General features: G+C 63.4%; 22 protein-coding genes and 2 tRNA genes. 15 read left to right on the top strand and 9 right to left on the bottom strand.

All coding sequences use genetic code 11. The features are described from left to right. Positions 1–32: 32 nt before the first annotated feature. Entirely contained in the window at positions 33–701 is a 669-nt protein-coding gene (locus tag K2U94_RS18515; protein ID WP_243068625.1) for a TetR/AcrR family transcriptional regulator, read from the top strand. Between the two features lie 16 nt (positions 702–717). After that, a tRNA-Glu gene (locus tag K2U94_RS18510) sits at positions 718–793 on the top strand. A 509-nt stretch (positions 794–1302) separates the two neighbouring features. Here the strand turns inward: K2U94_RS18510 and K2U94_RS18505 are convergent. The 4 genes from K2U94_RS18505 to K2U94_RS18490 all read right to left on the bottom strand — a co-directional run bounded on the left by K2U94_RS18505 (position 1303) and on the right by K2U94_RS18490 (position 7696). Then, positions 1303–3576, bottom strand: coding sequence for a glycoside hydrolase family 65 protein (locus K2U94_RS18505; protein WP_243068624.1), 2274 nt, complete (start codon positions 3574–3576; stop codon positions 1303–1305). Between the two features lie 14 nt (positions 3577–3590). Continuing rightward, positions 3591–4334, bottom strand: coding sequence for an HAD family hydrolase (locus tag K2U94_RS18500; RefSeq protein ID WP_243068623.1), 744 nt, complete (start codon positions 4332–4334; stop codon positions 3591–3593). 66 nt (positions 4335–4400) lie between these two features. Beyond that, positions 4401–6593, bottom strand: coding sequence for an amylo-alpha-1,6-glucosidase (locus K2U94_RS18495; protein WP_252393685.1), 2193 nt, complete (start codon positions 6591–6593; stop codon positions 4401–4403). Then, on the bottom strand, positions 6590–7696 hold the full coding sequence (locus K2U94_RS18490) for a glycosyltransferase family 4 protein (protein ID WP_243068622.1): 1107 nt from the start codon (positions 7694–7696) through the stop codon (positions 6590–6592). Before K2U94_RS18490 ends, K2U94_RS18495 begins: the two co-directional genes overlap by 4 nt. On the opposite strand from K2U94_RS18490, the gene K2U94_RS18485 reads away from it, so the two are divergent. Further along, positions 7695–7925, top strand: coding sequence for a hypothetical protein (locus K2U94_RS18485; RefSeq protein ID WP_243068621.1), 231 nt, complete (start codon positions 7695–7697; stop codon positions 7923–7925). The two genes, K2U94_RS18490 and K2U94_RS18485, sit on opposite strands and share 2 nt — an antisense overlap. Here K2U94_RS18485 and K2U94_RS18480 read toward each other — a convergent pair. After that, entirely contained in the window at positions 7913–8113 is a 201-nt protein-coding gene (locus K2U94_RS18480) for an IS110 family transposase (RefSeq protein WP_425332560.1), read from the bottom strand. The genes K2U94_RS18485 and K2U94_RS18480 overlap by 13 nt on opposite strands. A 207-nt stretch (positions 8114–8320) precedes the next feature. Further along, a tRNA-Leu gene (locus K2U94_RS18475) sits at positions 8321–8405 on the bottom strand. 171 nt (positions 8406–8576) lie between these two features. Between K2U94_RS18475 and K2U94_RS18470 the strand changes: the two genes are divergently transcribed. Beyond that, positions 8577–9158 carry a YqaA family protein gene (locus K2U94_RS18470; RefSeq protein WP_243068620.1) on the top strand — a complete coding sequence of 194 codons (582 nt, stop codon included), beginning with the start codon at positions 8577–8579 and terminating at the stop codon, positions 9156–9158. 1 nt (position 9159) lies between these two features. After that, positions 9160–9675 (top strand): disulfide bond formation protein B, encoded by a 516-nt coding sequence (locus tag K2U94_RS18465; RefSeq protein WP_243068619.1) that lies wholly within the window; start codon positions 9160–9162, stop codon positions 9673–9675. On the opposite strand, the gene K2U94_RS18460 is transcribed toward K2U94_RS18465, so the two are convergent. Further along, positions 9672–10550, bottom strand: a complete 879-nt coding sequence (locus K2U94_RS18460; RefSeq protein WP_243068618.1) for a methyltransferase domain-containing protein — start codon at positions 10548–10550, stop codon at positions 9672–9674. The two genes, K2U94_RS18465 and K2U94_RS18460, sit on opposite strands and share 4 nt — an antisense overlap. A gap of 174 nt (positions 10551–10724) precedes the next feature. Here K2U94_RS18460 and K2U94_RS18455 point away from each other — a divergent pair, with 174 nt between their 5' ends. The 4 genes from K2U94_RS18455 (at position 10725) to K2U94_RS18440 (ending at position 13526) form a co-directional block, all read left to right on the top strand. Next, complete coding sequence (locus K2U94_RS18455) at positions 10725–11528, top strand: ComF family protein (protein ID WP_243068617.1); 804 nt, start codon at positions 10725–10727, stop codon at positions 11526–11528. A gap of 65 nt (positions 11529–11593) precedes the next feature. Beyond that, positions 11594–11851: a glutaredoxin 3 gene (grxC, locus tag K2U94_RS18450; protein ID WP_243068616.1), complete on the top strand. Its 258-nt coding sequence runs from the start codon at positions 11594–11596 to the stop codon at positions 11849–11851. Positions 11852–11859: 8 nt separating this feature from the next. Beyond that, complete coding sequence (locus K2U94_RS18445; protein WP_243068615.1) at positions 11860–12318, top strand: DUF1178 family protein; 459 nt, start codon at positions 11860–11862, stop codon at positions 12316–12318. Positions 12319–12377: 59 nt separating this feature from the next. After that, positions 12378–13526, top strand: coding sequence for a DUF3734 domain-containing protein (locus K2U94_RS18440; RefSeq protein ID WP_243068614.1), 1149 nt, complete (start codon positions 12378–12380; stop codon positions 13524–13526). An 8-nt stretch (positions 13527–13534) separates the two neighbouring features. Here K2U94_RS18440 and K2U94_RS18435 read toward each other — a convergent pair whose 3' ends face one another. Next, the gene (locus K2U94_RS18435) at positions 13535–14539 is read right to left on the bottom strand and encodes an NAD-dependent epimerase/dehydratase family protein (RefSeq protein ID WP_243068613.1); all 1005 of its coding nucleotides are present in this window, start codon (positions 14537–14539) and stop codon (positions 13535–13537) included. Positions 14540–14974: 435 nt separating this feature from the next. Here K2U94_RS18435 and K2U94_RS18430 point away from each other — a divergent pair, with 435 nt between their 5' ends. Further along, on the top strand, positions 14975–16270 hold the full coding sequence (locus tag K2U94_RS18430) for a glycosyltransferase family 87 protein (RefSeq protein WP_243068612.1): 1296 nt from the start codon (positions 14975–14977) through the stop codon (positions 16268–16270). Here the strand turns inward: K2U94_RS18430 and K2U94_RS18425 are convergent. Further along, complete coding sequence (locus tag K2U94_RS18425) at positions 16257–16445, bottom strand: YdcH family protein (RefSeq protein ID WP_243068611.1); 189 nt, start codon at positions 16443–16445, stop codon at positions 16257–16259. The genes K2U94_RS18430 and K2U94_RS18425 overlap by 14 nt on opposite strands. Positions 16446–16738: 293 nt before the next feature. On the opposite strand from K2U94_RS18425, the gene K2U94_RS18420 reads away from it, so the two are divergent. The 5 genes from K2U94_RS18420 (at position 16739) to K2U94_RS18400 (ending at position 21446) form a co-directional block, all read left to right on the top strand. After that, entirely contained in the window at positions 16739–16957 is a 219-nt protein-coding gene (locus K2U94_RS18420) for a YdcH family protein (RefSeq protein WP_243068915.1), read from the top strand. 152 nt (positions 16958–17109) lie between these two features. Beyond that, positions 17110–17574, top strand: coding sequence for a 5-(carboxyamino)imidazole ribonucleotide mutase (purE, locus tag K2U94_RS18415; protein ID WP_425332559.1), 465 nt, complete (start codon positions 17110–17112; stop codon positions 17572–17574). Next, positions 17567–18694, top strand: coding sequence for a 5-(carboxyamino)imidazole ribonucleotide synthase (locus K2U94_RS18410; RefSeq protein ID WP_243068609.1), 1128 nt, complete (start codon positions 17567–17569; stop codon positions 18692–18694). Before purE ends, K2U94_RS18410 begins: the two co-directional genes overlap by 8 nt. Before the next feature lie 81 nt (positions 18695–18775). Further along, entirely contained in the window at positions 18776–20194 is a 1419-nt protein-coding gene (gene thrC, locus K2U94_RS18405; RefSeq protein WP_243068608.1) for a threonine synthase, read from the top strand. After that, complete coding sequence (locus K2U94_RS18400) at positions 20184–21446, top strand: M16 family metallopeptidase (protein WP_243068607.1); 1263 nt, start codon at positions 20184–20186, stop codon at positions 21444–21446. The genes thrC and K2U94_RS18400 overlap by 11 nt, the downstream gene beginning before the upstream one ends. Positions 21447–21477 lie beyond the last annotated feature (31 nt).

Genomic DNA, 21477 nt, shown 5'->3' with positions numbered 1-21477 from the left:
AAGTCAATAAGCGGAAACGCGAGGAGTCGGAGATGAAAGAACGGGCGCGCCGCAAGGCGCAGCGGCCGGGGGAAATTCTCGAGGCGGCGTTCGACGCCTTTGCCGAGCGCGGCTTTGCGGCGACGCGGATGGAGGATGTCGCGGCCCGCGCCGGGGTGACCAAGGGCGCGATCTATTTCTATTTCCCAACCAAGGAGCGCCTGTTCGAGGAAATGGTGGACCATTATTCGCGGGACATGCTGGCGGACGCCGGCGCGATGCTTGCGTCGGCGCAAGGCGGCTCTGCGGAGAAACTGCGCGCCTTTCTCGAATTCATGTACGGGCGCTGCGCGCGCGATCGTTACGGGCGCGAGATCATTCGGCTCATGGTGTCCGACGGCAAGAGTTTCCCCCAGTTGGTCGAGCGCCATCACCGCGACTTTTTCGCGCCGGCGATGCGCATGGTCTCCGAACTGCTCGCGGCCGGCGCCGCGAGCGGAGAATTTCGTCCCGAAGTCGCGAAACATGGCGCGGAAATCGTGGTCGCGCCCTCGGTCTTTTTGACCCTGATGCGGCTGATCTTCGGCGGCAGCCTCGAATTGAACGAGGACGCCTATATCGTCTGCCATATCGAACTTCTGCTCAACGGCCTGCTGACGCCCTCGGGCCGCGCGAACTTGTCGCCAGCAAAGGCTTGCGGCGAAGACCGCTCCCCGATATAGAACGATTCCCTCCGCTGCTCCCTTCGTCTAGCGGTCCAGGACGTCGCCCTCTCACGGCGAAAACAGGGGTTCGAGTCCCCTAGGGAGCGCCAAGGAAATCCAATAGTTAGACTGGATATTGGGTCTGATTTCCGATCCGTACGGAAATTATACGGAAAACATGTCCCTGAATTGGTGTGAACGATGGCGAATGCAAGCACTTGCCCCGCCGCCGACAATTGCGCGCCTTAAAGGGCAGAGAGTGACTGTCTTTTCTCGGTGAAAGAGCTGGGTCAGTTCCTCGCGGAATCAGCAGGAAGGATGGGCGGCGCTGTGGGCGTGAGAGCGACGCACAGGGGGGCGGCGATGGCTCAGGGGGCGTCGGGAAACCCAGGTCCCTACTGCGACCCGAACAAAACAAGTTCCCAACTCTTGCCCCCCTGTCACCAGTGACAAAAAGCCATCGGCCATCGTGTCTCGCGACCTGGGCGGCATCATCTCGTTATACCGGGGCGCCTTCGTCGGAATCAGCAATAGCTGCATTTTTCCGCCGCCGCTGACATCCGACGCCGTGCCGAGCCGCTGATCCAGTCAGGGGTGAAGACGGCGCGCTCAAGACGTCCTATTTCGCTATACCAACCCGGAGTGTCTTGCCAAGGCAGAGCTCTTGCCGCTCATTGCTTACGACTAGCATCATCGGCTCCCCCGCTTCTAGCGTCGCTTCAACGTGCTGCTCGGTTTGATCGATGCTCATCTTGAGGTGGCGGCCGCGCCACTGAAGGCGGAAACCGAGGCTGCGCCAATCCGTCGGTAGCTTCGGATCGACGGCTACGCTGTCATTTTGCAAGGAAATTCCTGCAAAACCAAAAACCGCCATCAGCCAGACCCCGCCCAGAGCCGCAATGTGCACGCCACCACCAATCGCCGCATGGGTATCCGCGAGATCGATTGCCGCGGTCTGCCGAAAATAACATAACGCCACGTCGGAGAATCCCAGCCGGGCTGCGACCATCCCATGCATGGCGGGGCTCAGCGAGCTGCCGTGGTCGCAGCGAGCCTCGTAGTAAAGGAAATTCTTCGCCGCGGTCTCGCCACCGAACTCCTCCGGCAACAGCCCCAGAAGCGCGACAACATCGGCCTGTTTGATCACCTGGGATTGCCGCGTCCGTTCCCGCCCAAGCACCACGTCCATTGGCACGGAGCGACCTGCGTAGGCGGAGAGATCAATCTCTTCGAGCGTGAAGAAGCCCGCGAACTGCTCGAACAGTCCGGATTTAGCATCGAAGCCGGTCGCCATGGTTTCCGCGACCTTCCGCCACTGCTCGAGTTCGGCGTCGTCTAGCCCGAGCCGGCTTGAGAGACTTGTCCATAGCTTTGGCCAACGCTCACGCAACAATGTCGCCACATCAAGGGCGCGCCGGATGTTCCAGCGCGCCATGACGTTGGTGAAGGCGTTGTCGTCGATATGCACGTGATACTCGTCCGGTCCGATGACGCCTCGAATATGGTGGCGTCCGTCCGCCTCCAGTCGAGCGCGGCTGGACCAAAACCGGCCAGTCTCGATGAGGATCTCGGCGCCTGCGTCGCGCAAGAACGCATCATCCCCGGTCGCCTGCCAGTATTGCCAGACCGCGTAGGCGATGTCCGCGCTGATGTGCTGCTCCTGCTTGCCGCATAGGATGTCGATGATCTGACGATCCGGAGCGATCGCATGTTCAGGCGTCGTCTCAATGCCGGTGTCCGTGGATTCCCATGCGTATAAGGCGCCGCGCCAGCCCATCCCAGCGGCTTTTGTCCGCGCCGCATCGAGCGTGTGAAAGCGATACATGAGCAGCGCCCGGGCCGCCTCTGGCCAAGTCAGGATGAAAAAGGGCAGCAGAAAGATTTCCGTGTCCCAGAACACATGCCCGCGATAGTCGTCGCCGGTCAGCGCGCGCGCGCCAATTGACACATGCTCGTCGGCGGGGTTGGCCGCGCTGTTCAGATGGTAGATAGCGAACCGCAACGCTTTCTGTGCAGCGGCGTCGCCGTCGACCTCGACCTGACTGCATCGCCAGCGGTTTGCCCAGGCCGCCTCGTGCTCATCGATTGCGCGTCGCCAGCCAAGTTGTCGCGCAACGTCGATCTTATGGCGCGCTCCGCCGCCAGGGTCGAGACCTTGGGCGTCACTCCGCACCACGGCGACGAAGCGTTCGAAACACACGACCTGCCCGGGACGGGATTTCCAGCTCCAGGAACATTTTAATTGACCCAGCGGGGTCGGCGGAAGGTCGTGGCCATCGACCTGCAGGAACGCGGCCGTCGCCATGGCGAGTCTCTTGCCGGAGCGCAAAGTGCGCCATACGCCAAGATCCTGCTCGAGCCTCTCGGGCACGAGCCCGAGGTTCAACCCTTCGAAGGAGGCTTCGAGCGTGACCTCGACCTCTCCTTCCTCGATCTCCATTCGGATCAATTGTATCCCAACCGCGCGTTCGTTCAATGAGACAAGGCGCGCCGTGCGCACACGCATGCCCACGTCAGGTGGCTTTAGCTGGCCGAATTCCGTGAACAATACGCCCCGCCTCACGTCGAGCGTCGTGCGATGCGACGACACGTCACCCGGGTGATGCACCAATGCTCCGTTGGGCAGCAAGATGTGGACGTGCAGCCAGTCGGCGGCCGGGATAAGCCCTGGCGTTGCTCCCTCGGCGCCGGGCGTGTCGAACAGCCCAGCCACATAAGTGCGCGGCGGAACGATCCAGTGGCCCCCCCGAGTCGCCGCTCGTGAGCCCCTTACGCCTAAAAAACCGTTGCTGATGGCGAAGCGCGATTCGAGGTTGCCCTCACGAAGCAGATCATAACCGTTCGCGACGAGAACCCAAGCGGGGTCGAAGGTTGGCTTCAGCGCGCGTTCCATCGAGTCCGATCCGATCAATTTGGCCGCAGGCAGAGGCGCTGGTCCGCCAGTTCATTTATTGCGATTTCATCCAGGCTCGTCACCACGAGATTTGCCCCTGCCGCCCACAAAAGAGCTGCGTCTCCACGGCGGGCCACGCCGAGCGCCGTCATCCCGCCGGCCCGAGCCGCCTCAATGCCCGCCGGCGCGTCCTCGACCACGAAGCAGTGTTCGGGCTCTATTCCTAACTCCTCGGCAGCGAGCAGGAAGATCGCCGGGTTGGGCTTGCCTTCACGTAAATCACGTCCGCAGACATTGACGCCGAAGGCGTCGAGCAGGCTTTGACCGGAATCGAGGCGGATCACCCTCATCATCTGGTTGGCGTTGCGTGAGGAGGATGCGACCGCCATAGGCCAACCCAGCGTATGGAGCGCCCGAACGAGGCGGAGCGCGTCGGGAAAGGCCATGACTGTCCCGGCTTCGATCAGTTCCTCCAGCCGCTTCTGCTTGCGCTCGGCATAGACCGCCGCCTGCCGCCCGGCGTCCGGCACACCCAATGCCTCCAGGGCCGCAAGGGCGCCGCTGAGACGCGGTTTGCCCGCCACATGAGCCTGATACATCGCGGAGGTGAAATTTTCGGGATCGGCAAAACCTTGCAACGCTTCGCGCCAGGCGCGCTCATGCGGGGATGCGAGCAGGACGCCGTCCACATCGAAAATGCCCGCGGTCAGCGCTGGCGGCGAGTCTGGCCATGCCTTTGTTGATTTGGAAGCGATCATGACGCTTGCAACACTTTCACGCCGATTCCCCAAAACATGCGCCGCCATTCGATTTGATGGGGCGGCCTACGTGTGAACAGCAGTCACACGAAGCTGTCCTTCCCGTCGCAGCACGCGCAGGGAGACTTCTTCGTCGTGACGACCGATGGCGAGATCGACGCTGGAATTTCCAAGACGAAGCTGACGCAAGATGACTTCGTCAAGGAATGACGGGAGCCGGGGATTCATCAGCCGGATTTCGTTCATCTCGGGATTGAAGCTGAGCCCGAGCGACGCCTGAAGCAGCGCGAAGGGCGTCGCCGCGGCCCACGCTTGCGGCGCGCAAGCGACAGGATACAGCGTCGGACCGCGCCCACGCCGGCGCTGGAAGCCGCAAAACAACTCCGGCAGGCGGCTGATGTCCATGTAAGTCGCCGCGTTGAACATGCCCTTGAACACGCGCTCGATGGGGCGCGGCAAGCCATTGCGCGCGAAGCCAAGCGCAATCATGGCGTTGTCATGCGGCCACACCGAGCCGTTGTGATAGGACATGGGATTGTAGCGCCGTTCTTCCTGCGATAGTGTGCGAATTCCCCACCCGGAAAAAAAGCTTGGGCGCATAAGGCATTCGGCCACTGCGACCGCGCGGGCGCGTGAGGCGATGCCCGTGAAGAGAACCTGCCCGGCATTCGATGTTCGGATTTTGCATTGTTTCTTCGCTCCATCGAGCGCAAGCGCATAGGTTCCTATTTCCGGACACCAGAAGGCTTCCTCAAAACGGACAGCAAGCTCGATCGCTTGTCTATCGAGCGCATCAGCGAGGGCATGATTTCCCAAGCGTCGCGCTACGCGAGCGGCGAGTTGCTTGGCCATGAATACATAGCCCTGCACTTCCGCGAGCGCGATCGGTCCCTTCGCCAATTGCCCGTCGGCATGGAAGACGGCGTCATGGGAGTCCTTCCAACCCTGATTGGCGAGCCCCTGTTCGGTTTGACGATGATATTCAACAAATCCGTCGCAATCGGCATCGCCCGGTCCATCGATCCACGCCAGAGCAGCTTCTATTTGCGGCCACAATTCCAAGATCGTATCGCCGTCGCCCGTGCGCTCGAAATAGAGCCCCGCGAGCATGACAAAAAGCGGCGTCGAATCTACGCTTCCATAATATAACCCAAACGGCACCTCGCGCAGGATGGCCATTTCGCCCGACCGCATCTCGTGCAGAATTTTTCCCGGCTCCGCGTCGCTGATCGGGTCGAAGCTCTTTGCCTGATAGGCTGCGAGCCGCTTCAGCACGCCACGAGCAATGCTGGGATCACACCACAGCATCTGGATTGCGGTGATGATGCCGTCACGGCCAAAGGTCGTCGAATACCACGGTATGCCCGCATAAGGATAAGGCCCCTGTGCGGTTTCCGTTGTCAGCATTCGCAAATCGGCCATCGAGCGGCATAAGATCTGATTGAACAGGTCGTTGGAGGTTTCCACAGTGGCCGTATTTGCGGTCGCGTCTTTCGTTGCGCGAGCCGCCGAGACCAGTCCCCTCAGGAAAGGAGCAGGCGGCGTTCTTCCTGAGCCATCGCAGCCGACGGTAGCGAACAGCGATTGTCGCTGCCCGGGCTCTAAGTCGATTGCGTAGGACGCAACGCTGGAGGTAAGTTCGGTGGGTGGAGGATCGAAATTCAGAGCGCTGGTGCGCACGCGACCATCGAGCCCCTCATAGCTCAACAGGACATTTTTCTCATCAATCACGCGAGCAGCCGCAACGCCACGATGCTCGCGTCGAATGCCCCGCACTTCGAAAATGTCGGCAAAATCGCTACCGAAGGCAAACGACAGTCTCAACGAGACAGTCTGGTCGCCATGATTTTGAATGCCAAACCGCTGATAGGCGGTTCCACGCCATAAGAACAAAGTCCGCACGATGTGTAAAACATCTTTATGCAAAACAAGCTTGTTCTCGAAGTAGATGTCGGGGTTCGTCAAATCGACAGTGAGGACCGAATTGTCATCACGCATATTTGAGCCAAGCAGCAGTAGTTGCATGCCGTTGAGCAGGAATTCAAACCACGAGAGGTATCGGGTATCGGCGAGAAAGATTCCATCGGAGTCACCGGCGCTGGCTCCGATGTCGCCATGACTGTCAACCACGGCAAAGGTGTCGTCATGCTTCAAATTGCGCCTAAGTCGCGTTGGGCCGGTCGCGGGAATATAAAAATCGGCTTCCGGCGCCGCCGGATCTATCGAGTCGATGGTCGATGGCGACACGGCCTCTTTCAATTTGCGGGCCCCGGTGAGTATTTAAGTCTTCGCGGTGCGCCAGCGTCGCCTTTTTCATCAAGAACGACCGCAGGAACGTTCATCAACAACGAACGATATAGGCTCACGTAGTTCTTCGCCATTAATGTGGCCGAAAAGCGCTCCTCGAAACGCCTACGGACGGCGCGGCGGTCCAGCACCAAAACCCGGGGCAGAGCGGCGGCTGCCTGCTCCATGCCATCGACAATCACGCCGGTGACGCCGTCATCGATAATCTCAGGGACGGACCCCCTTCGGAACGCCAGCACCGGAGTTCCGCAGGCCATCGCTTCGATCACCGTCAAGCCGAAAGGTTCAGGCCAGTCAATCGGAAAAAGAAGGGCGAGAGCCTCCCCGAGAAATTGAGTTTTTTGCCGCTCGTCGATCTCGCCAATAAACTCGACCCCCGGGCCGTTGAGCAATGGAGCGACGCACTCGCGAAAGTACCCTTCGTCAACTTTGTCGACCTTTGCCGCAATCTTGAGGGGAATCCCCAATGTTCGAGCGATCTGAATAGCCTGCTCAGGCCCTTTTTCTGGCGAGATGCGTCCCAGAAACGCTAGATAACCTCCGCGCGGATCGAAGGTCGGACGGTGCAATTGTAATGGCAAACCATGGAAAATCGTCGCGGCGAAGTTGACCTTCGGAAGGGGCAATCGTTGCGCGTCTGAAATCGACACCAACGGCATGTCGTCAAAGGCTCTGTAGAAGGGTGGTAAATCCGGAAGATCCTGTCTCCCATGCAAAGTGGTCACCGTGCGCCGCGCGATCGAACGAAACAACGGGAAGTGGAAAAAGTCGATGTGAAAATGGAGGATATCGAATTTATGGGCCTGCTGCCGCACGCGGTCGAGCATGAGCATGTAGTATGGAATCGTGTCATGAACTTGCTTGTCGAGCCGCAGCGCCACCGGTACGCAAGGAACGAGATTGGCTGAAGTCAGAGAATCTCCGCTTGCGAACAGAGTGACGTCATGGCCCAGCTTAACGAGTTCTTCGGTGAGGTAAAAAACAACCCGCTCCGTGCCGCCATAAAGACGAGGAGGGACGCTTTCGATTAGCGGGGCTATCTGGGCGATTTTCATGATTGTTGTCTACTCCTCGCTCGAAGACGCAGGAAAAGGGCGCATGTTTCACCTCATGCGCCAAGCCTATACGTTGGGCAATCGCGGGAGCAGGCTCGGAATCTACTCATTCTTGAACCGTTACGTGACCGTTGGCGTCAAGGCTCGCAACGGCCTGCATGGCTCAATGCTTGCGGCGACGCCACGTTTCTGGAACGCCGTGTCGGTTTCTCCGACTCAGGGGTCATGAACCGCGCCCCTGCGGGCAAGGAGCCTGGCGTCGAGTCTGTCGGTCTTGGCCAGTTTGCCTGTCGCCTGGGCAAAGCGCCGGGCTTGGCGGGGATTGACCTCGACCGGCGGGAGGCCCGCCTGCGCCAGCGCGCGCTCGAAAGCCCGATGATAAGGCCCAGTTGGCTCGAAGACGACGCGTTCGACCAGCGTTTGCGCCAGTCATTTGATCAAAGCCCGAAAGCCAGTTTTGTCGTTGGGGGAGCACGGCTGGCGCAGAGCGGATACCAACGATTGTACCAACATTTGCGGCGGATGCCAGCGCGCGACGATGGACGCCTTTGCACGGAAAACCCAAGCTCTTCTTAGGTTTTTCAAGGCGTTTTGGACGGCTTCGGGCTGTCTTGGATGGGTCATTGGTGCCCCTGGCCGGGATCGAACCAGCACTCCTTGCGGAACTCGATTTTGAGTCGAGCGCGTCTACCAATTCCGCCACAGGGGCTTTTCCGGCGCAGCGGCCGGAAGAGGCGCGAAATATAGCGTGCGGCGTCGCCCCGTCAATCGCCGCGAAGGCGGTTCCGTCATTTTTAGGACTTGAAGCGTAGGCAAGACGCCTTGGCCCTTTTCCCGCGAAGGTATACCAAGGCGGCGCGCGCAAAAAGATCGGATTCTTATGTTCAGAAGGCTCTATGACTGGACCTTGGCGCTGGCGGAAAGCCGGCATTCGACGCTGGCGCTCGCCGGAATAGCCTTCGCCGAAAGCTCCTTCTTTCCCCTGCCGCCCGATCTCATCCTTTTACCCATGTCGCTGGCCAAGCCGCAAAAGGCCTGGTTCTACGCCGCCGTCTGCACCATCGCCTCGGTTGCGGGCGGCGTGCTCGGCTATGTGATCGGGGCGGCGCTTTACGACACGCTCGGCCATTACATCATCCAGCTTTACGGCTATGGTTCGCGCATCGATGCGCTTCGCGCCTTTTACGCCCATTGGGGCTGGGCCTTCATTCTGGTGAAGGGCCTCACGCCGATCCCGTTCAAGCTCGTCACCATCGTCAGCGGTTTGCTCGGCTATAATCTGCCTCTCTTCGTCCTGCTGGCGCTGATTACGCGCGGCGCGCGCTTCTTCCTGCTGGCGGCGGCGATGAATCATTTCGGCGATCAAATGCGGGTCTGGCTGGACAAGCATTTCGCCTGGTTCGTCATCATCCTGTTCGCGATCATCGTTTTCGGCTTCTGGGCCGCCGCGCATCTGGTGTGACATGACCCTCTTCGCCAAATTCCGCGCCGCCCTCCAGCCCGTGACCGCCGCAGCCGTGGTTTTCGCGGCGGCGGCCGCCGCGCTCGCGGGGGCCTGGACCTTTCAGGCCCTGGGCTTTCAGCCCTGCGAATTGTGCCTGATTGAGCGCTATCCCTATTACGCCGCCCTGCCGCTGGCGGCGGCGGCGTATTTTCTGGCCCGCAACGCGCCGCCGCTTGCCGCGCGGCTGGTTCTCGGCCTGCTCGCCGCGATCTTCGTCGCTGGCGCGGGCCTTGCCGCCTATCACGCCGGGGTGGAATGGAAGTTCTGGCCGGGCCCGGCCGGCTGCACCGGCAATTACGTCGCGCCGACCTCGATGGAGGCGTTCCGGGCGCAGCTCGAAAAGGTCCATATCGTGCGCTGCGACGTGCCCGCCCTGCGCATTCTCGGCCTGTCGCTGGCGGGATGGAACGTCCCGGTGTCCCTCGCCATCGCCTTGGTGGCGCTGCTTGGCGCGACGGCGCCGAAAAAAGCTTAGCTTTCTCGACTCTTGTCGCCGAGCACCGCGCTGAGCGGCGTTTGCGCCGTGCCGGGCTTGAGCGGTTTCTGCTGGCTCTCATGCGGCGCCCAGCCGGAAGCCCACACGATTTCGAAGGTCGCGCGGATGCGGCCGTCGGGGTCCGAAAAGTTTTCGGCGTAAAGCGCGGCGGCGAGTAGCGCCACGTCGCGGCGCAAAGGCCGGCGGGCGCCGGCGGCGAGCACATTGGTCGCGCCCATGGCGCGCAGGTCGCGCATCAGCTCGAAAGCGTTGGCGTAGCGCACCGTAAAGGCGTCGCTGTCGGTCACGGGCAGAGCGAGGCCGGCGCGCTGCAGCAAGCCGCCGAGGTCGCGCAGATCGACGAAGGGCGCGACTCGCGGGCTTGCTCCGCCTTCGATCTCCTCCTGCGCCTGGACGAGGCAAAGGCGCAGTTCGGCCAGGGTCTGGCCGCCGATCAGGGCGGCGAGGAAGAGGCCGTCGGGGGCGAGAATGCGGCGAACCTGCGCAAAAACGCCGGGCAGGTCGTTGACGAATTGCAGATTGAGCGCGCTGACGACGAGATCGAAACTCTGCGGGGCGAAAGGCAGGGCCTCTTCGTCGGCGACGAGCGCGGGGGCGCCGCCGCCGAGCGCCGCGACGACCGGCGCCGTGCGCGCCACAAACCGCCCCGGCGCGGCGAGCGCGCCAAAAATGGCCGGATGGGGCGAGCCGAGGTCGAGCGCGCGCGGAAAAGCGCGGCTGATCGTCGCAAGGCGGAAGGCGAGGTCGTCGGCCGCGCGCGCGACCAGAAAATCGCAGGGGCGTTGCGCGCCCAGGGCGCGGGTCAGGCGCTGGCGCCACAGGCGCCGATCGAAGATGAGGGGCGGGGTCGTCACCCGGCCCTTATGCGCCCTCGCGGGGTTGAGGTCAAAGTCACGGAACCTCCCGAAAAGCGCCAGGCAGGATTCCCGAAAAGTGGTTGCCGGCTTTCAGATAAAATCCTGCTAACTCAAACGAATCCAAGCATGAATTGGTTGGCTCGCCGACGAATTCATGCGTAGGCTGGGGCCATGTTCCGGCTCATTCCCGCGCCGCTCCAGGTGCAAAACTGGTTGAGAGAAGGCGCGCTCGCTTTGAAAAAGGCGGGCGGGGCCACGCTTGACCTGCTCTACCCCCCGGCCTGCCTCGCCTGCCGCCGCGCGGTTTCCGAACATGGCGGGCTGTGCCCGCAATGCTGGAGCGCCATGCGCTTCATCGAGCGCCCTTTTTGCGAGCGGCTCGGGACGCCCTTCGCGGCGGATTTCGCGGCTGAAGCCGGCGGGCGGACGATCTCGCCCGCCGCGTTCGCCGATCCGCCGGTTTTCCAGCGCGCGCGGGTCGTGGCGCGTTTCGAGGAGGGGCCGGCGCGCCAGCTCGTCCATCGCCTGAAATATGGCGACCGCGACGAGCTGGCGGGGCCTATGGGGTTGTGGATGGCGCGCGCCGGGGCCGAACTTCTATCCGACGCCGACCTGCTCGTCCCGATTCCCTTGCATTGGACGCGGCTGGCGCGGCGCCGCTTCAACCAGGCGGCGGCGCTCGCCGCGGCGATCGAAAAAGTCTCGGCCGTGCCGGTCGAGACCGAACTTCTGTTGCGCGTGAAGCCGACGCCGCCGCAGGTCGGGCTCACCCGGCGGCTGCGCGCCCAGAACATTCAGGGGGCCTTCGTTGTGCCGGAGGAGCGGCGCATCGAGGTCGAGGGCTGTAGAATCGTCCTTGTCGACGACGTCATGACCTCCGGCGCGACGCTCAACGCCGCCGCCCGCATTCTCCTGCGCGCGGGCGCGAAACGCGTGGACGCGCTGGTCTTCGCCTGCGTCGTCCGCGAATCATGAATGTTCCGATTGCCCGCGCGAATGTTTCCATTGCCCGGGCGGCTTGGCCGAATTAGAAGGAGCTGATGAAAAAGATCGAGATTTACACCACCCAGACTTGTCCCTATTGCGTGCGCGCGAAGGCGCTGCTCAGCAAGAAGGGCGTCAATTTCGAGGAAATCCGGGTCGATTACGACCCGCCGCGGCGCGCCGAAATGGTGGCGCGCGCCAATGGGCGCTATACCGTGCCCCAGATTTTCATCGGCGACCGTCATATTGGCGGCTGCGACGATCTTTACGAGCTGGACCATGACGGCGAGCTCGACGCCCTCCTGACGGCTTGAGGCGCGTCATGATCCGCTTCGCCCTCATCTGCGACAACGGCCATGAATTCGAAAGCTGGTTCGCCAGCAACGATTCTTTCGATTTCCAGATCGAGAACAAGCTTGTCGCCTGCCCGCACTGCAACGGGACCGAGGTCGCCAAGGCGGTGATGGCGCCGGCGGTGGCGCGCGCCGGCGGTGGGCCCGGCGAGCCTGCCGCGCCCGCAAAATCGCCGAAGCAGAATGTCGCGCTGCTGGGCGAGGGCGATCGCGAATTGCGCACGATGGTTCGGGAGCTTCACGCGAAAATCGTCGCGGCGACTGTGGATGTCGGCGCGGAATTTCCGCGCGAGGCGCGGCGAATTCACGACGGCGCGGCGCCGGAGCGGCCCATTCGCGGCCAGGCGTCGCTCGAAGAGGCCCGGTCTTTGCTGGAAGACGGCGTCTCCATCCTGCCGATGCCGACGCCGCCCGAGGACCGCGGCTGAGAGATTCGCCCCGCCGGCTCCATCGGCGATCCGGCGATCCGTGAAAATCCGGGGGTTGCATGAACGGCGCGTCGCCTTCGAAACCTGCGTCCTACGACAAGAAAGTCGCCCTCGTCCTTCAGGGCGGCGGCGCGCTCGGCTCCTATCAGGCCGGCGTTTATGAAGCGCTGTCCGCGACGGACTATCTGCCGGATTGGGTCGCCGGTATTTCGATCGGCGCGATCAACGCCGCCATCATTGCCGGAAATGCGCCCGAGCACCGGGTGGCGCGGCTGCGGCAGTTCTGGACCGAAGTGACCAGGCCGGTCTTTTGCCCCGCGCTGCCGGCGCCCCTAGGGATCAATGAGAATCTGGCGCCGGCAAAGGCGCTCATGTTCGGGCAGAACGGCTTTTTCACGCCGCGCCCGCCGCTGTCGTTCTGGCTCGGCGAGGCGCCGAGCTTCTATGACACCAGCGCCTTGCGTTCGACGCTCGAAAGACTCGTCGATTTCGACCGGATCAATGGCGGCGAGACCCGCCTGTCGGTGGGTTCGGTCAATGTCGCGACCGGGAATTTCGCTTATTTCGACAGCGCCGAAATGTCGATCGGCCCCGAACATGTGATGGCGAGCGGGGCCTTGCCGCCGGGATTTCCCGCCGTCGCGGTTGGCGACGATTTCTACTGGGACGGCGGTCTCGTCTCGAACACGCCGCTACGCTATGTCGTTGAATATTATCCCCGCCGCAGCCGGCTGATTTTTCAGGTCGATCTTTTTCCCGCGCGCGGGCCGGTTCCGGAAAATCTCGCCGAGGTGGCGGAACGCGAAAAGGACATCCGCTTTTCCAGCCGCACCCGCGCGGTGACGGACTTGATCCGCCGCGAGCACGACCTGCGCCACAACATCAACGAACTTTGGGAGAATCTGCCGCCAGAGCTTCGCGCTTTGCCCTGCGCGAAAACGCTTTATGAATTCAGCTGTGTCACGAGAATGGACATTGTGAACCTGATCTATCGTCCCGCCGAGTCGCAGGGTCCGACCAAGGACTTCGATTTCGGTCGCGAGGCGATGGCGGCGCGGTGGCGGGCTGGATTGGACGACGCCTGCGCAACGCTCACGAAAGCGCCGTGGATGGAGCCCATGGACCCGCAGGAAGGCGCGCGCACATTCGACGCGCTTCGCGACGCCGCCCCGCCCGTGCGCGGCGGACGGGGCGGGCGCGACGGCTGACTTTTCGGTCAGGCCCGGCTTTTCCACCAGTCCACGAAGGCCTTGACGCCGACCTCCACCGGAGTCGCGGGGCGGTAGCCAGTCAAGGCCTGCAACAGGCGATGGTCGGCGAACGTCGCTTTCATGTCGCCGGGCTGCATCGGCAGCAGGTTCAGAACGGCCTTGCGCCCGAGACTGTTCTCGATCGCCGCGATGAAATCCATCAGGCCGACCGCTTTGCCCCCGGCGATATTGACCACCCGCCAGGGCGCGGCGGGCGAAAGGCTGTCCGGCGCCTCGGGCGCGCTCGAAACCCGCGGTTCGCCCGGGATGCAGGCGGAGAGGCGAAGGATTCCCTCGATGAGATCGTCGATATAAGTGAAGTCGCGCTGCATTTCGCCACGGCCATAGACGTCGATGGGCCGCCCTTGCTCGATCGCCTCGACGAATTTGAACAGAGCCATGTCAGGGCGCCCCCATGGCCCATAGACAGTGAAGAAGCGGAAACAGGTCGTCGGAATCCGCCACAGATGGGCATAGGAATGCGACATGGCCTCATTGGCTTTCTTGGTCGCCGCATAGAATGTCGCCGGCCAGTCCGTCCTGTGGTTTTCCGCATAGGGCATGTCGGGATTGGCGCCATAGACGGAACTGGTCGAGGCCAGCATCAGATGGCGCGGCTTCAGTTCGCGCGCGATTTCCAGGACGTTGAACGCGCCGACCAGATTGCTTTCGACATAGGCGCGGGGATTTTCGAGGCTGTATCGCACGCCGGCCTGGGCGGCGAGATGGACGATGAGTTCGGGCCGCGCTGACTCGGCTGCGGCGCGCAGCCTGTCCATGTCTTCAAGCATGCCCTCGACGGCGCGGAATTTTTCAAAACGCGTGAGCAGATCGTGGCGGTCCCGCTTCAACTTGAGGTCGTAATAGGGCGTCATGCCGTCATAGCCGGCAACCTCATGGCCTTCGGCGAGAAGTCGGCGCGCGAGATGAAAACCGATGAAGCCGGCGGTTCCGGTGATGAAAATTCTCATGACGAAAGTCCCGACGCCAGTCTGAGCCCAAACCGGAACGCTATTATGGCGCAGACGCCATAAACGAAACCGGTTTCGCGCACCATACCGATACTAGAGCGTTTTCCGACCATATTGACGCCATCTGCCGAGGGGATTTCGCGCCGTGGCCAGGAGGGTGGCGACGGCCGTGTCGGGGACACGGCCGAGCCGACCGACGCCGCGACGGCGCGAAAGCCCGCGGCCCGAAGGGTTCGCTTTCGGCGGACGCCCGGCGTCGCGCGCGCCTCGACCGCATCCCCAATGCGCTCTTCGGCGCGCGCTTGCCGGATCGTCTCTCCGAAAGCGAACAGATTGCGTCAATATGGTCGGAAAACGCTCTAACTTGAATACCTTCGAGGTCCGGCAAATCTTAACGCCTCAAGGCGAGAATGGCGGCGCATCGGAGGCGCCGCCTTGAAATTCAGGTCCTTGCTCGACGCGCTGCGCGAGGCGCGATGGTTCGATATTTCGCGCGCCCGCGCTTATGTGGCCATTCTGGCCGCCGTCCAGGCGCTGGGCCTGATCGGGCTGCTGCTCAGCGCGCGGCATGGCCTCGATCCGCGCGGCGAGCCGATCGGCACCGATTTCGTGAGCTTCTGGACGGCGGCGCGGCTCGCGATGTCCGGCGCGCCGGCCTCCGTCTATGACCCCGCCGTCCATTTCGCGGCGCAACGAGCGGCGTTCGGCGGCCATTTCGGCTGGTACGCCTTTTTCTACCCGCCGGTCTTTCTCCTCTATGTGCTGCCGCTCGGCGCGCTGTCTTATTTCGGCGCTCTGGTCCTGTGGCTCGGCGCGACTCTGGGCGCCTATGTGCTCGCCTTGCGGCAAATCGCCGCCAAACCCCTCGGTCTCTTGCCGATTTTGGCCTTTCCGGCGGTTCTGATCACTCTGACCCACGGCCAGAACGCCTTCCTGTCCACGGCTCTGTTCGCGGGCGGGGCGGTTTTGCTGGAGCGCCGGCCCGTTCTCGCCGGCCTGCTCTTGGGCGCGGTCTGCTACAAGCCCCAATTGGCCATTTTCATTCCACTCGCCCTGGCGGCCGCCGGACGCTGGCGGGCGTTCTTCGCCTTCGGCGTTGCGGCTCTGGCCCTGGCGGGCCTTTCCTATGTCGTGTTTGGGGATGCGGCATGGCGCGCCTTTTTCGCCGAGACAGCCCTGGCGCGGGCCACGCTCGAACAGGGCCTGGTCGAGCCCGGCAAGATGCAAAGCCTGTTCGCCGCCTTGCGGCTGTGGGGCGCGCCGTTCCAGCTCGCCTATGTCGTTCAGGCGCCGGTCAGCCTCGCCGCAGCCGTCTCTCTGGTCTTTCTCCTGCGCCGGACCGGCGACGCGCGGATGCAAATCGCGCTGACCGTGGTCGCGACCCTGTTGGCGACGCCTTTCGTGCTCGACTACGACTTCACCTTGCTGGCGCTGCCGCTGGCGGTCGTGCTGACGCGTGCTTTGCGTACGGGCTTTCTGCCCTATGAGAAAATTTTGTTGCTTGCGGCCTATATGCTGCCGGGCGTGGCTCGGGTGCTGGCGCTTTACGCCCTTCTGCCGCTTTCGCCCTTTGTCCTCGCCTTGCTCTTTGCGAGCATGGCGCGACGCGTGAGCCTGGAAGCGAGCCGGGCAGGCCGCGATGACGCGCGGCCCAGCCGCAAGGCAAATAAAAGCCCCCGCTGTGAGGCGGGGGCTGGAACTGCCGAAATTGGCGCGGTCAATGGACCGTAGCGCTGGCGGTTTCGGTTTTCAGTTTGCTGATTTCGTCCTTGAGTTGCAATTTACGCCGCTTGAGTTCATGCAGTTTGAGCGCGTCGGTCGCGGGGTGGAGCTCTTCCTTCTCGATCTCGCGTTGAAGCGCCATATGACGGCGTTCGAGTTCGGCGAGATGGCTTTGCAAGGACATGCGCAACTCCTATCGATGCTTGAACGACAGGATTGTGACACGAACGAGGGAAGTCGCAAGAGGGAAAATTATTCTGCGACCGCGTCCCGTAACTCAGGTGATTCGATATGGCAAGCCCATAAATATTGTCGAAATAGCGTTTTTTTTCTGGCGGCGGCCATACTCGGCGTCCGCCGCAAATGGTTGAGGCAATCATGCCGGCGCAACCATCTTGGCCTTGCTCTCGGGGCGCGTCGCGCCCATAATCCGCCATGCGGCGCGAGGGCGCCCCAGAAAATGCCCAGCGGTTTTCGATGTCGAGAGAACTGAGCGAAGAAGAACGGGCTGAGTTCGTCTTCGAAGTCGAGCGTTTACGCCAGGAACATCGCGATTTGGACGTCGCGATCGATGCGCTCATGGCGGTCGGGGCCACCGATCGTCTTCAGCTGCAGCGTCTCAAAAAGCGCAAGCTGATGCTGCGCGACCGAATCACCACCCTCGAAGACGCGCTCACGCCCGACATCATCGCCTGAGCCGCGGCGCCTTTTGCGCGCAATTCTGGCCAAAATCGCGCCTTGCGCCAAAATCGCGCTTTCCCTTTTCGGCGTGGCGCTTTAGACCGTCGCCTTCCCAACCGCCCGAGTTTCGAGCCTTGTCGAAGAATCAGCCTCCCGTCGCGATCATCATGGGCAGCCAGTCCGATTGGGCCACCATGCGCCACGCCAAGGAAACTCTCGATTCGCTCGGCATTGTGGCGGATGCGCGCATCGTCTCGGCCCATCGCACGCCGGACCGGCTGGTCGATTTCGCCAGGGGCGCGCGCGACGCCGGGTTCAAGGTCATCATCGCCGGCGCCGGCGGCGCGGCCCATCTTCCGGGCATGACCGCCGCCATGACGTCCTTGCCGGTCCTGGGGGTGCCGGTCGAATCCAAGGCCTTGTCCGGCGTCGATTCGCTTTATTCCATCGTTCAGATGCCGGGCGGCGTGCCGGTCGGGACTTTGGCGATCGGCAAGGCGGGGGCGATCAATGCGGCGCTGCTCGCCGCCGCCATTCTGGCGCTCGAGGACGGCAAGCTCGCGGACCGGCTCGACGCCTGGCGCGCGAAACAGACGGCGGGGGTCGCGGAGCGGCCGAAACAGGATGGCTAAAACAACGCTCGCGCCAACAACGCTCGCGCCTGGGGCGCGGATCGGCATCGTCGGCGGCGGCCAGCTTGGCCGCATGCTCGCGCTCGCGGCGGCCCGCCTCGGCATGTCCTGCCATATCTATACCGACCGCAAGGACGATCCGGCGATCGAGATCGCGGCGGCCGCCACTATCGCGCCCTATGACAATGAGATGGCGCTCGCCGGCTTCGCCGCCGACGTGGACGTGATCACCTATGAATTCGAGAATATTCCGGCCTGGTCGGCGGAATTTCTCGCCGCGATCAAGCCGGTGCGGCCCTCGCCCGCCGTTCTCGCCTTGACCCAGGACCGGCTGGTCGAAAAGAATTTTATCGCCAGCCTCGGCATCGAGGTCGCGCCCTTCGCCCAGGTCGACGACGCCGGGGCGCTCGCCCGCGCCATCGCCCAGATCGGCCGGCCCTCGATCCTGAAGACCCGGCGCTTCGGCTATGACGGCAAGGGCCAGACCCTGGTCCGCGAGGGCTCGGACCTCGCCGTCGCTTTCCGTTCGCTCGGCGGCCAGCCTTCGATCCTCGAAGGCTTCGTGCCCTTCGTCTGCGAGGTTTCGGTGGTGGCGGCGCGCGGCCTTGATGGCGATTTCGTCGCCTGGGACGTGGGGCTCAACACCCATGAGCACCACATCCTAGCCACCACCGAGGTCCCGGCCTCGATCGACCCCGATCTGCGCGTCCGCGCCCGCGACAAGGCCATGCGGATCGCCGAGGCGCTCGATTACGTCGGGGTGTTGGCGGTGGAAATGTTCGTGGTCTCGACGCCGGAGGGCAAAAGGCTGCTGGTCAATGAGATCGCGCCAAGGGTGCATAATTCCGGCCATTGGACGCTCGACGGCGCGGCGACCTCGCAATTCGAGCAGCATATTCGCGCGATCTGCGGCTTTCCGCTCGGTCTCGCCCGCGCCCATGGCCCGGTCGAGATGATCAATCTGATCGGCGACGATATTTTCCGCTGGCGCGATTTTTTGGACGTTCCGGGCGCATGCCTGCATGTCTACGGCAAGGCCGATGCCCGACCGGGCCGCAAGATGGGGCATGTGACGATTTTGAAAAGCGCGGAACGTGACGACGACGATTCGACGCGCTAAAGCATGTTCCCGAAAAGTGGAAGCCGGCTTTCGGAATTGATCATGCTCGGACAATGGCCCGAATTGTAACGGAAAGCGCAAGTGGCCTATCTCTCGACGCGCGGCGAAGCGCCCGAAATCTCTTTCACCGAAGCCCTGCTTGCGGGGCTTGCCCCCGATGGCGGCCTCTATGTGCCGCATAAAATGCCGCGCCTTTCTCGGGACGCCATCGCCGGCTTCGCCGGAAAACCCTATGTGGAGGTCGCGGAAGCTGTCATTTCGCCCTTCCTCGACGGCGCGCTGGGGCGGGAAGATTTTCGCGCCATGCTGGAGGCGGCCTATGAGACGTTCCGCCACAAGGCGGTGACGCCGCTCGCCCAGATCGGCGACAATCTTTTCGTGCTGGAGTTGTTCCACGGACCGACGCTCGCCTTCAAGGACGTGGCGATGCAATTGCTCGGCCGGCTGATGGACCGCGCCCTGAAAGCGCGGAACAAACGCGCCACCATCGTCGGCGCGACGTCCGGCGACACCGGCGCCGCCGCGATCGAGGCATTTCGCGGGCTCGATCAGGTCGATGTCTTCATTCTCTATCCTCACGGCCGCGTTTCCGACGTCCAGCGCCGCCAGATGACCACGGTTGCGGCCGGCAATATCCATGCAATCGCGCTCGAAGGCACGTTCGACGACGCCCAGGCGATGCTGAAGAGCTTTTTCCGCGACAAGCCCTTGCGCGAGGAACTGGGCCTGTCGGGGGTGAATTCGATCAATTTCGCCCGCGTCGTGGCGCAGATGGTCTATTATTTCACCTCTGCCGCCGTATTGGGCGGGCCGCTGCGCAAAGTGTCCTTCACCGTGCCGACCGGCAATTTCGGCGACATTCTCGCCGGCTTCATGGCCAAGCAAATGGGCCTTCCGGTCGAAAAGCTCATCGTTGCGACCAATTCCAACGACATTCTCGCACGCGCCCTGGCCACCGGCCGCTATGAGGTGCGCGGCGTCCATGCGACCCAGTCGCCGTCGATGGACATTCAGGTTTCGTCCAATTTCGAGCGCCTGCTGTTCGACGCCCTGGACCGCGACCCGGCGGCCGTGCGCGCCCTGATGGCGCGCCTCGACCAGTCGGGCGCCTTCGACATTCCTCGCCATGCGCTCGAAAAAATCCGCGCTGATTTCGCCGCCGGCAGCACGGACGAGGCGGAGACTTCCGCCGAGATCGGGCGCGTCTGGCGCGAATGCGAGGTCCTGCTCGACCCGCATACGGCGGTCGCGGTTCATGTGGCGCGGAAAAATCTGGCGCATGATCCGGCGACGCCCATGGTGGCGCTCGGCACCGCCCATCCGGCCAAATTCCCCGACGCCGTGCGCGCGGCGACCGGCCGCTCCGCGCCCTTGCCGGCCCATCTCGCCGATCTGTTCGAGCGCAAGGAGCGCTTCGACGTCCTGCCCAATGACGCCGGCGCCGTCGCATCTTTCATCCGCGCCCGCGCCCGCGCCGTGACTGAAAAACATGACGGTTGAGACCAGCACGCTCGCTTCGGGCCTGCGCGTCGTCACCGACGCCATGCCGGGGCTTGAGACCGCCTCGCTCGGGGTCTTCGTCGCCGCCGGCTCGCGCAACGAGAGCGAGGCGGAGCAGGGCCTGTCGCATCTGCTCGAACATATGGCCTTCAAGGGCACGCGGCGGCGCGGCGCCCGCGCCATCGTCGAGGCGATCGAGAGCGCCGGCGGCGATCTCAACGCCGCGACCGGCGTCGAAAGCACGGCCTATTACGCCCGGGTGCTGCGCGAGGATTGCGGCCTCGCCCTCGACGTCCTCGCCGACATTCTCACCGAGAGCCTGTTCGACGCCGGGGAGCTGGAGCGCGAGAAGGACGTGATTTTGCAGGAAATCGCCGCCCTGCAGGATGCGCCCGACGAATGGGTGATGGACCTGTTCAACGCCGCCGCCTTCCCCGGCCAGCCGATCGGCCGCGCCATTCTCGGCACGCCCGAGACGGTCGCCGGCTTCAATCGCGACGCCATCCGGGCCTATCTCCAGCGCCATTACGCGCCGCGCTCGGTGGTGGTCGCCGCCGCCGGGGCGGTCGATCATGCGCAGGCGCGCGACGAGGCGGAGCGCCTGTTCGCCGGTTTGGCGGCGGCGCCGCCCGTGGCCGCGGCCCCCGCGGCCTATGTCGGCGGCGAGGCTTTGGTCGCCCGGAAACTGGAGCAGACCCAGGTCGTGATCGGCTTCGAGGGCCGCGCCTATGCCGATGGACAGAATTACGCCGCCCATATTTTCGCCAATGCGGTCGGCGGCGGCATGGCCTCGCCTCTGTTCCAGGAGGTGCGGGAGAAGCGCGGGCTTGCTTATTCCATATCCTCCTTCCATTGGCCTTTCCTCGATTCCGGCCTGTTCGGCTTCGAGGCCGCGACCTCGGGGCGCCAGGTCCGCGAACTGGTCGAGGTCGGCCTCGCCTGCCTCGCCGAGGCGGCTCATGGCCTGGACGAGGCCGATCTCGTCCGCGCCAAGGCCCAGACCAAGGTCGGCCTGCTGACCGCGTTCGAAAGCTCGTCGGCGCGGGCCGAGCAGATCGCGCGCCAGACCATGATCTTCGGCAGGGTCCTGACCCGCGCGGAAATGATCGGCAAGATCGACGCCCTGAGCCTGGACGAGGTCCGCGCGGCGGGCGCCGCCATGCTGCGCTCGGCCCCGACTGTCGCGATTCTCGGCGCGGCCCGCAAGGCGCCGGGCGCGGCCGAGGTCGCCGCGGCGCTCGCCGGGGTTTGACGCGAAGCGGTCGAAAGTCGCCGACAAACAT

The sequence above is a fragment of the Candidatus Rhodoblastus alkanivorans genome, assembly GCF_022760755.1.
GTDB classification, from domain to species: domain Bacteria; phylum Pseudomonadota; class Alphaproteobacteria; order Rhizobiales; family Beijerinckiaceae; genus Rhodoblastus; species Rhodoblastus alkanivorans.
The sequence above is the reverse complement of the archived record's forward strand: the minus strand, read 5'-3'. Positions and strand labels throughout refer to the sequence as shown.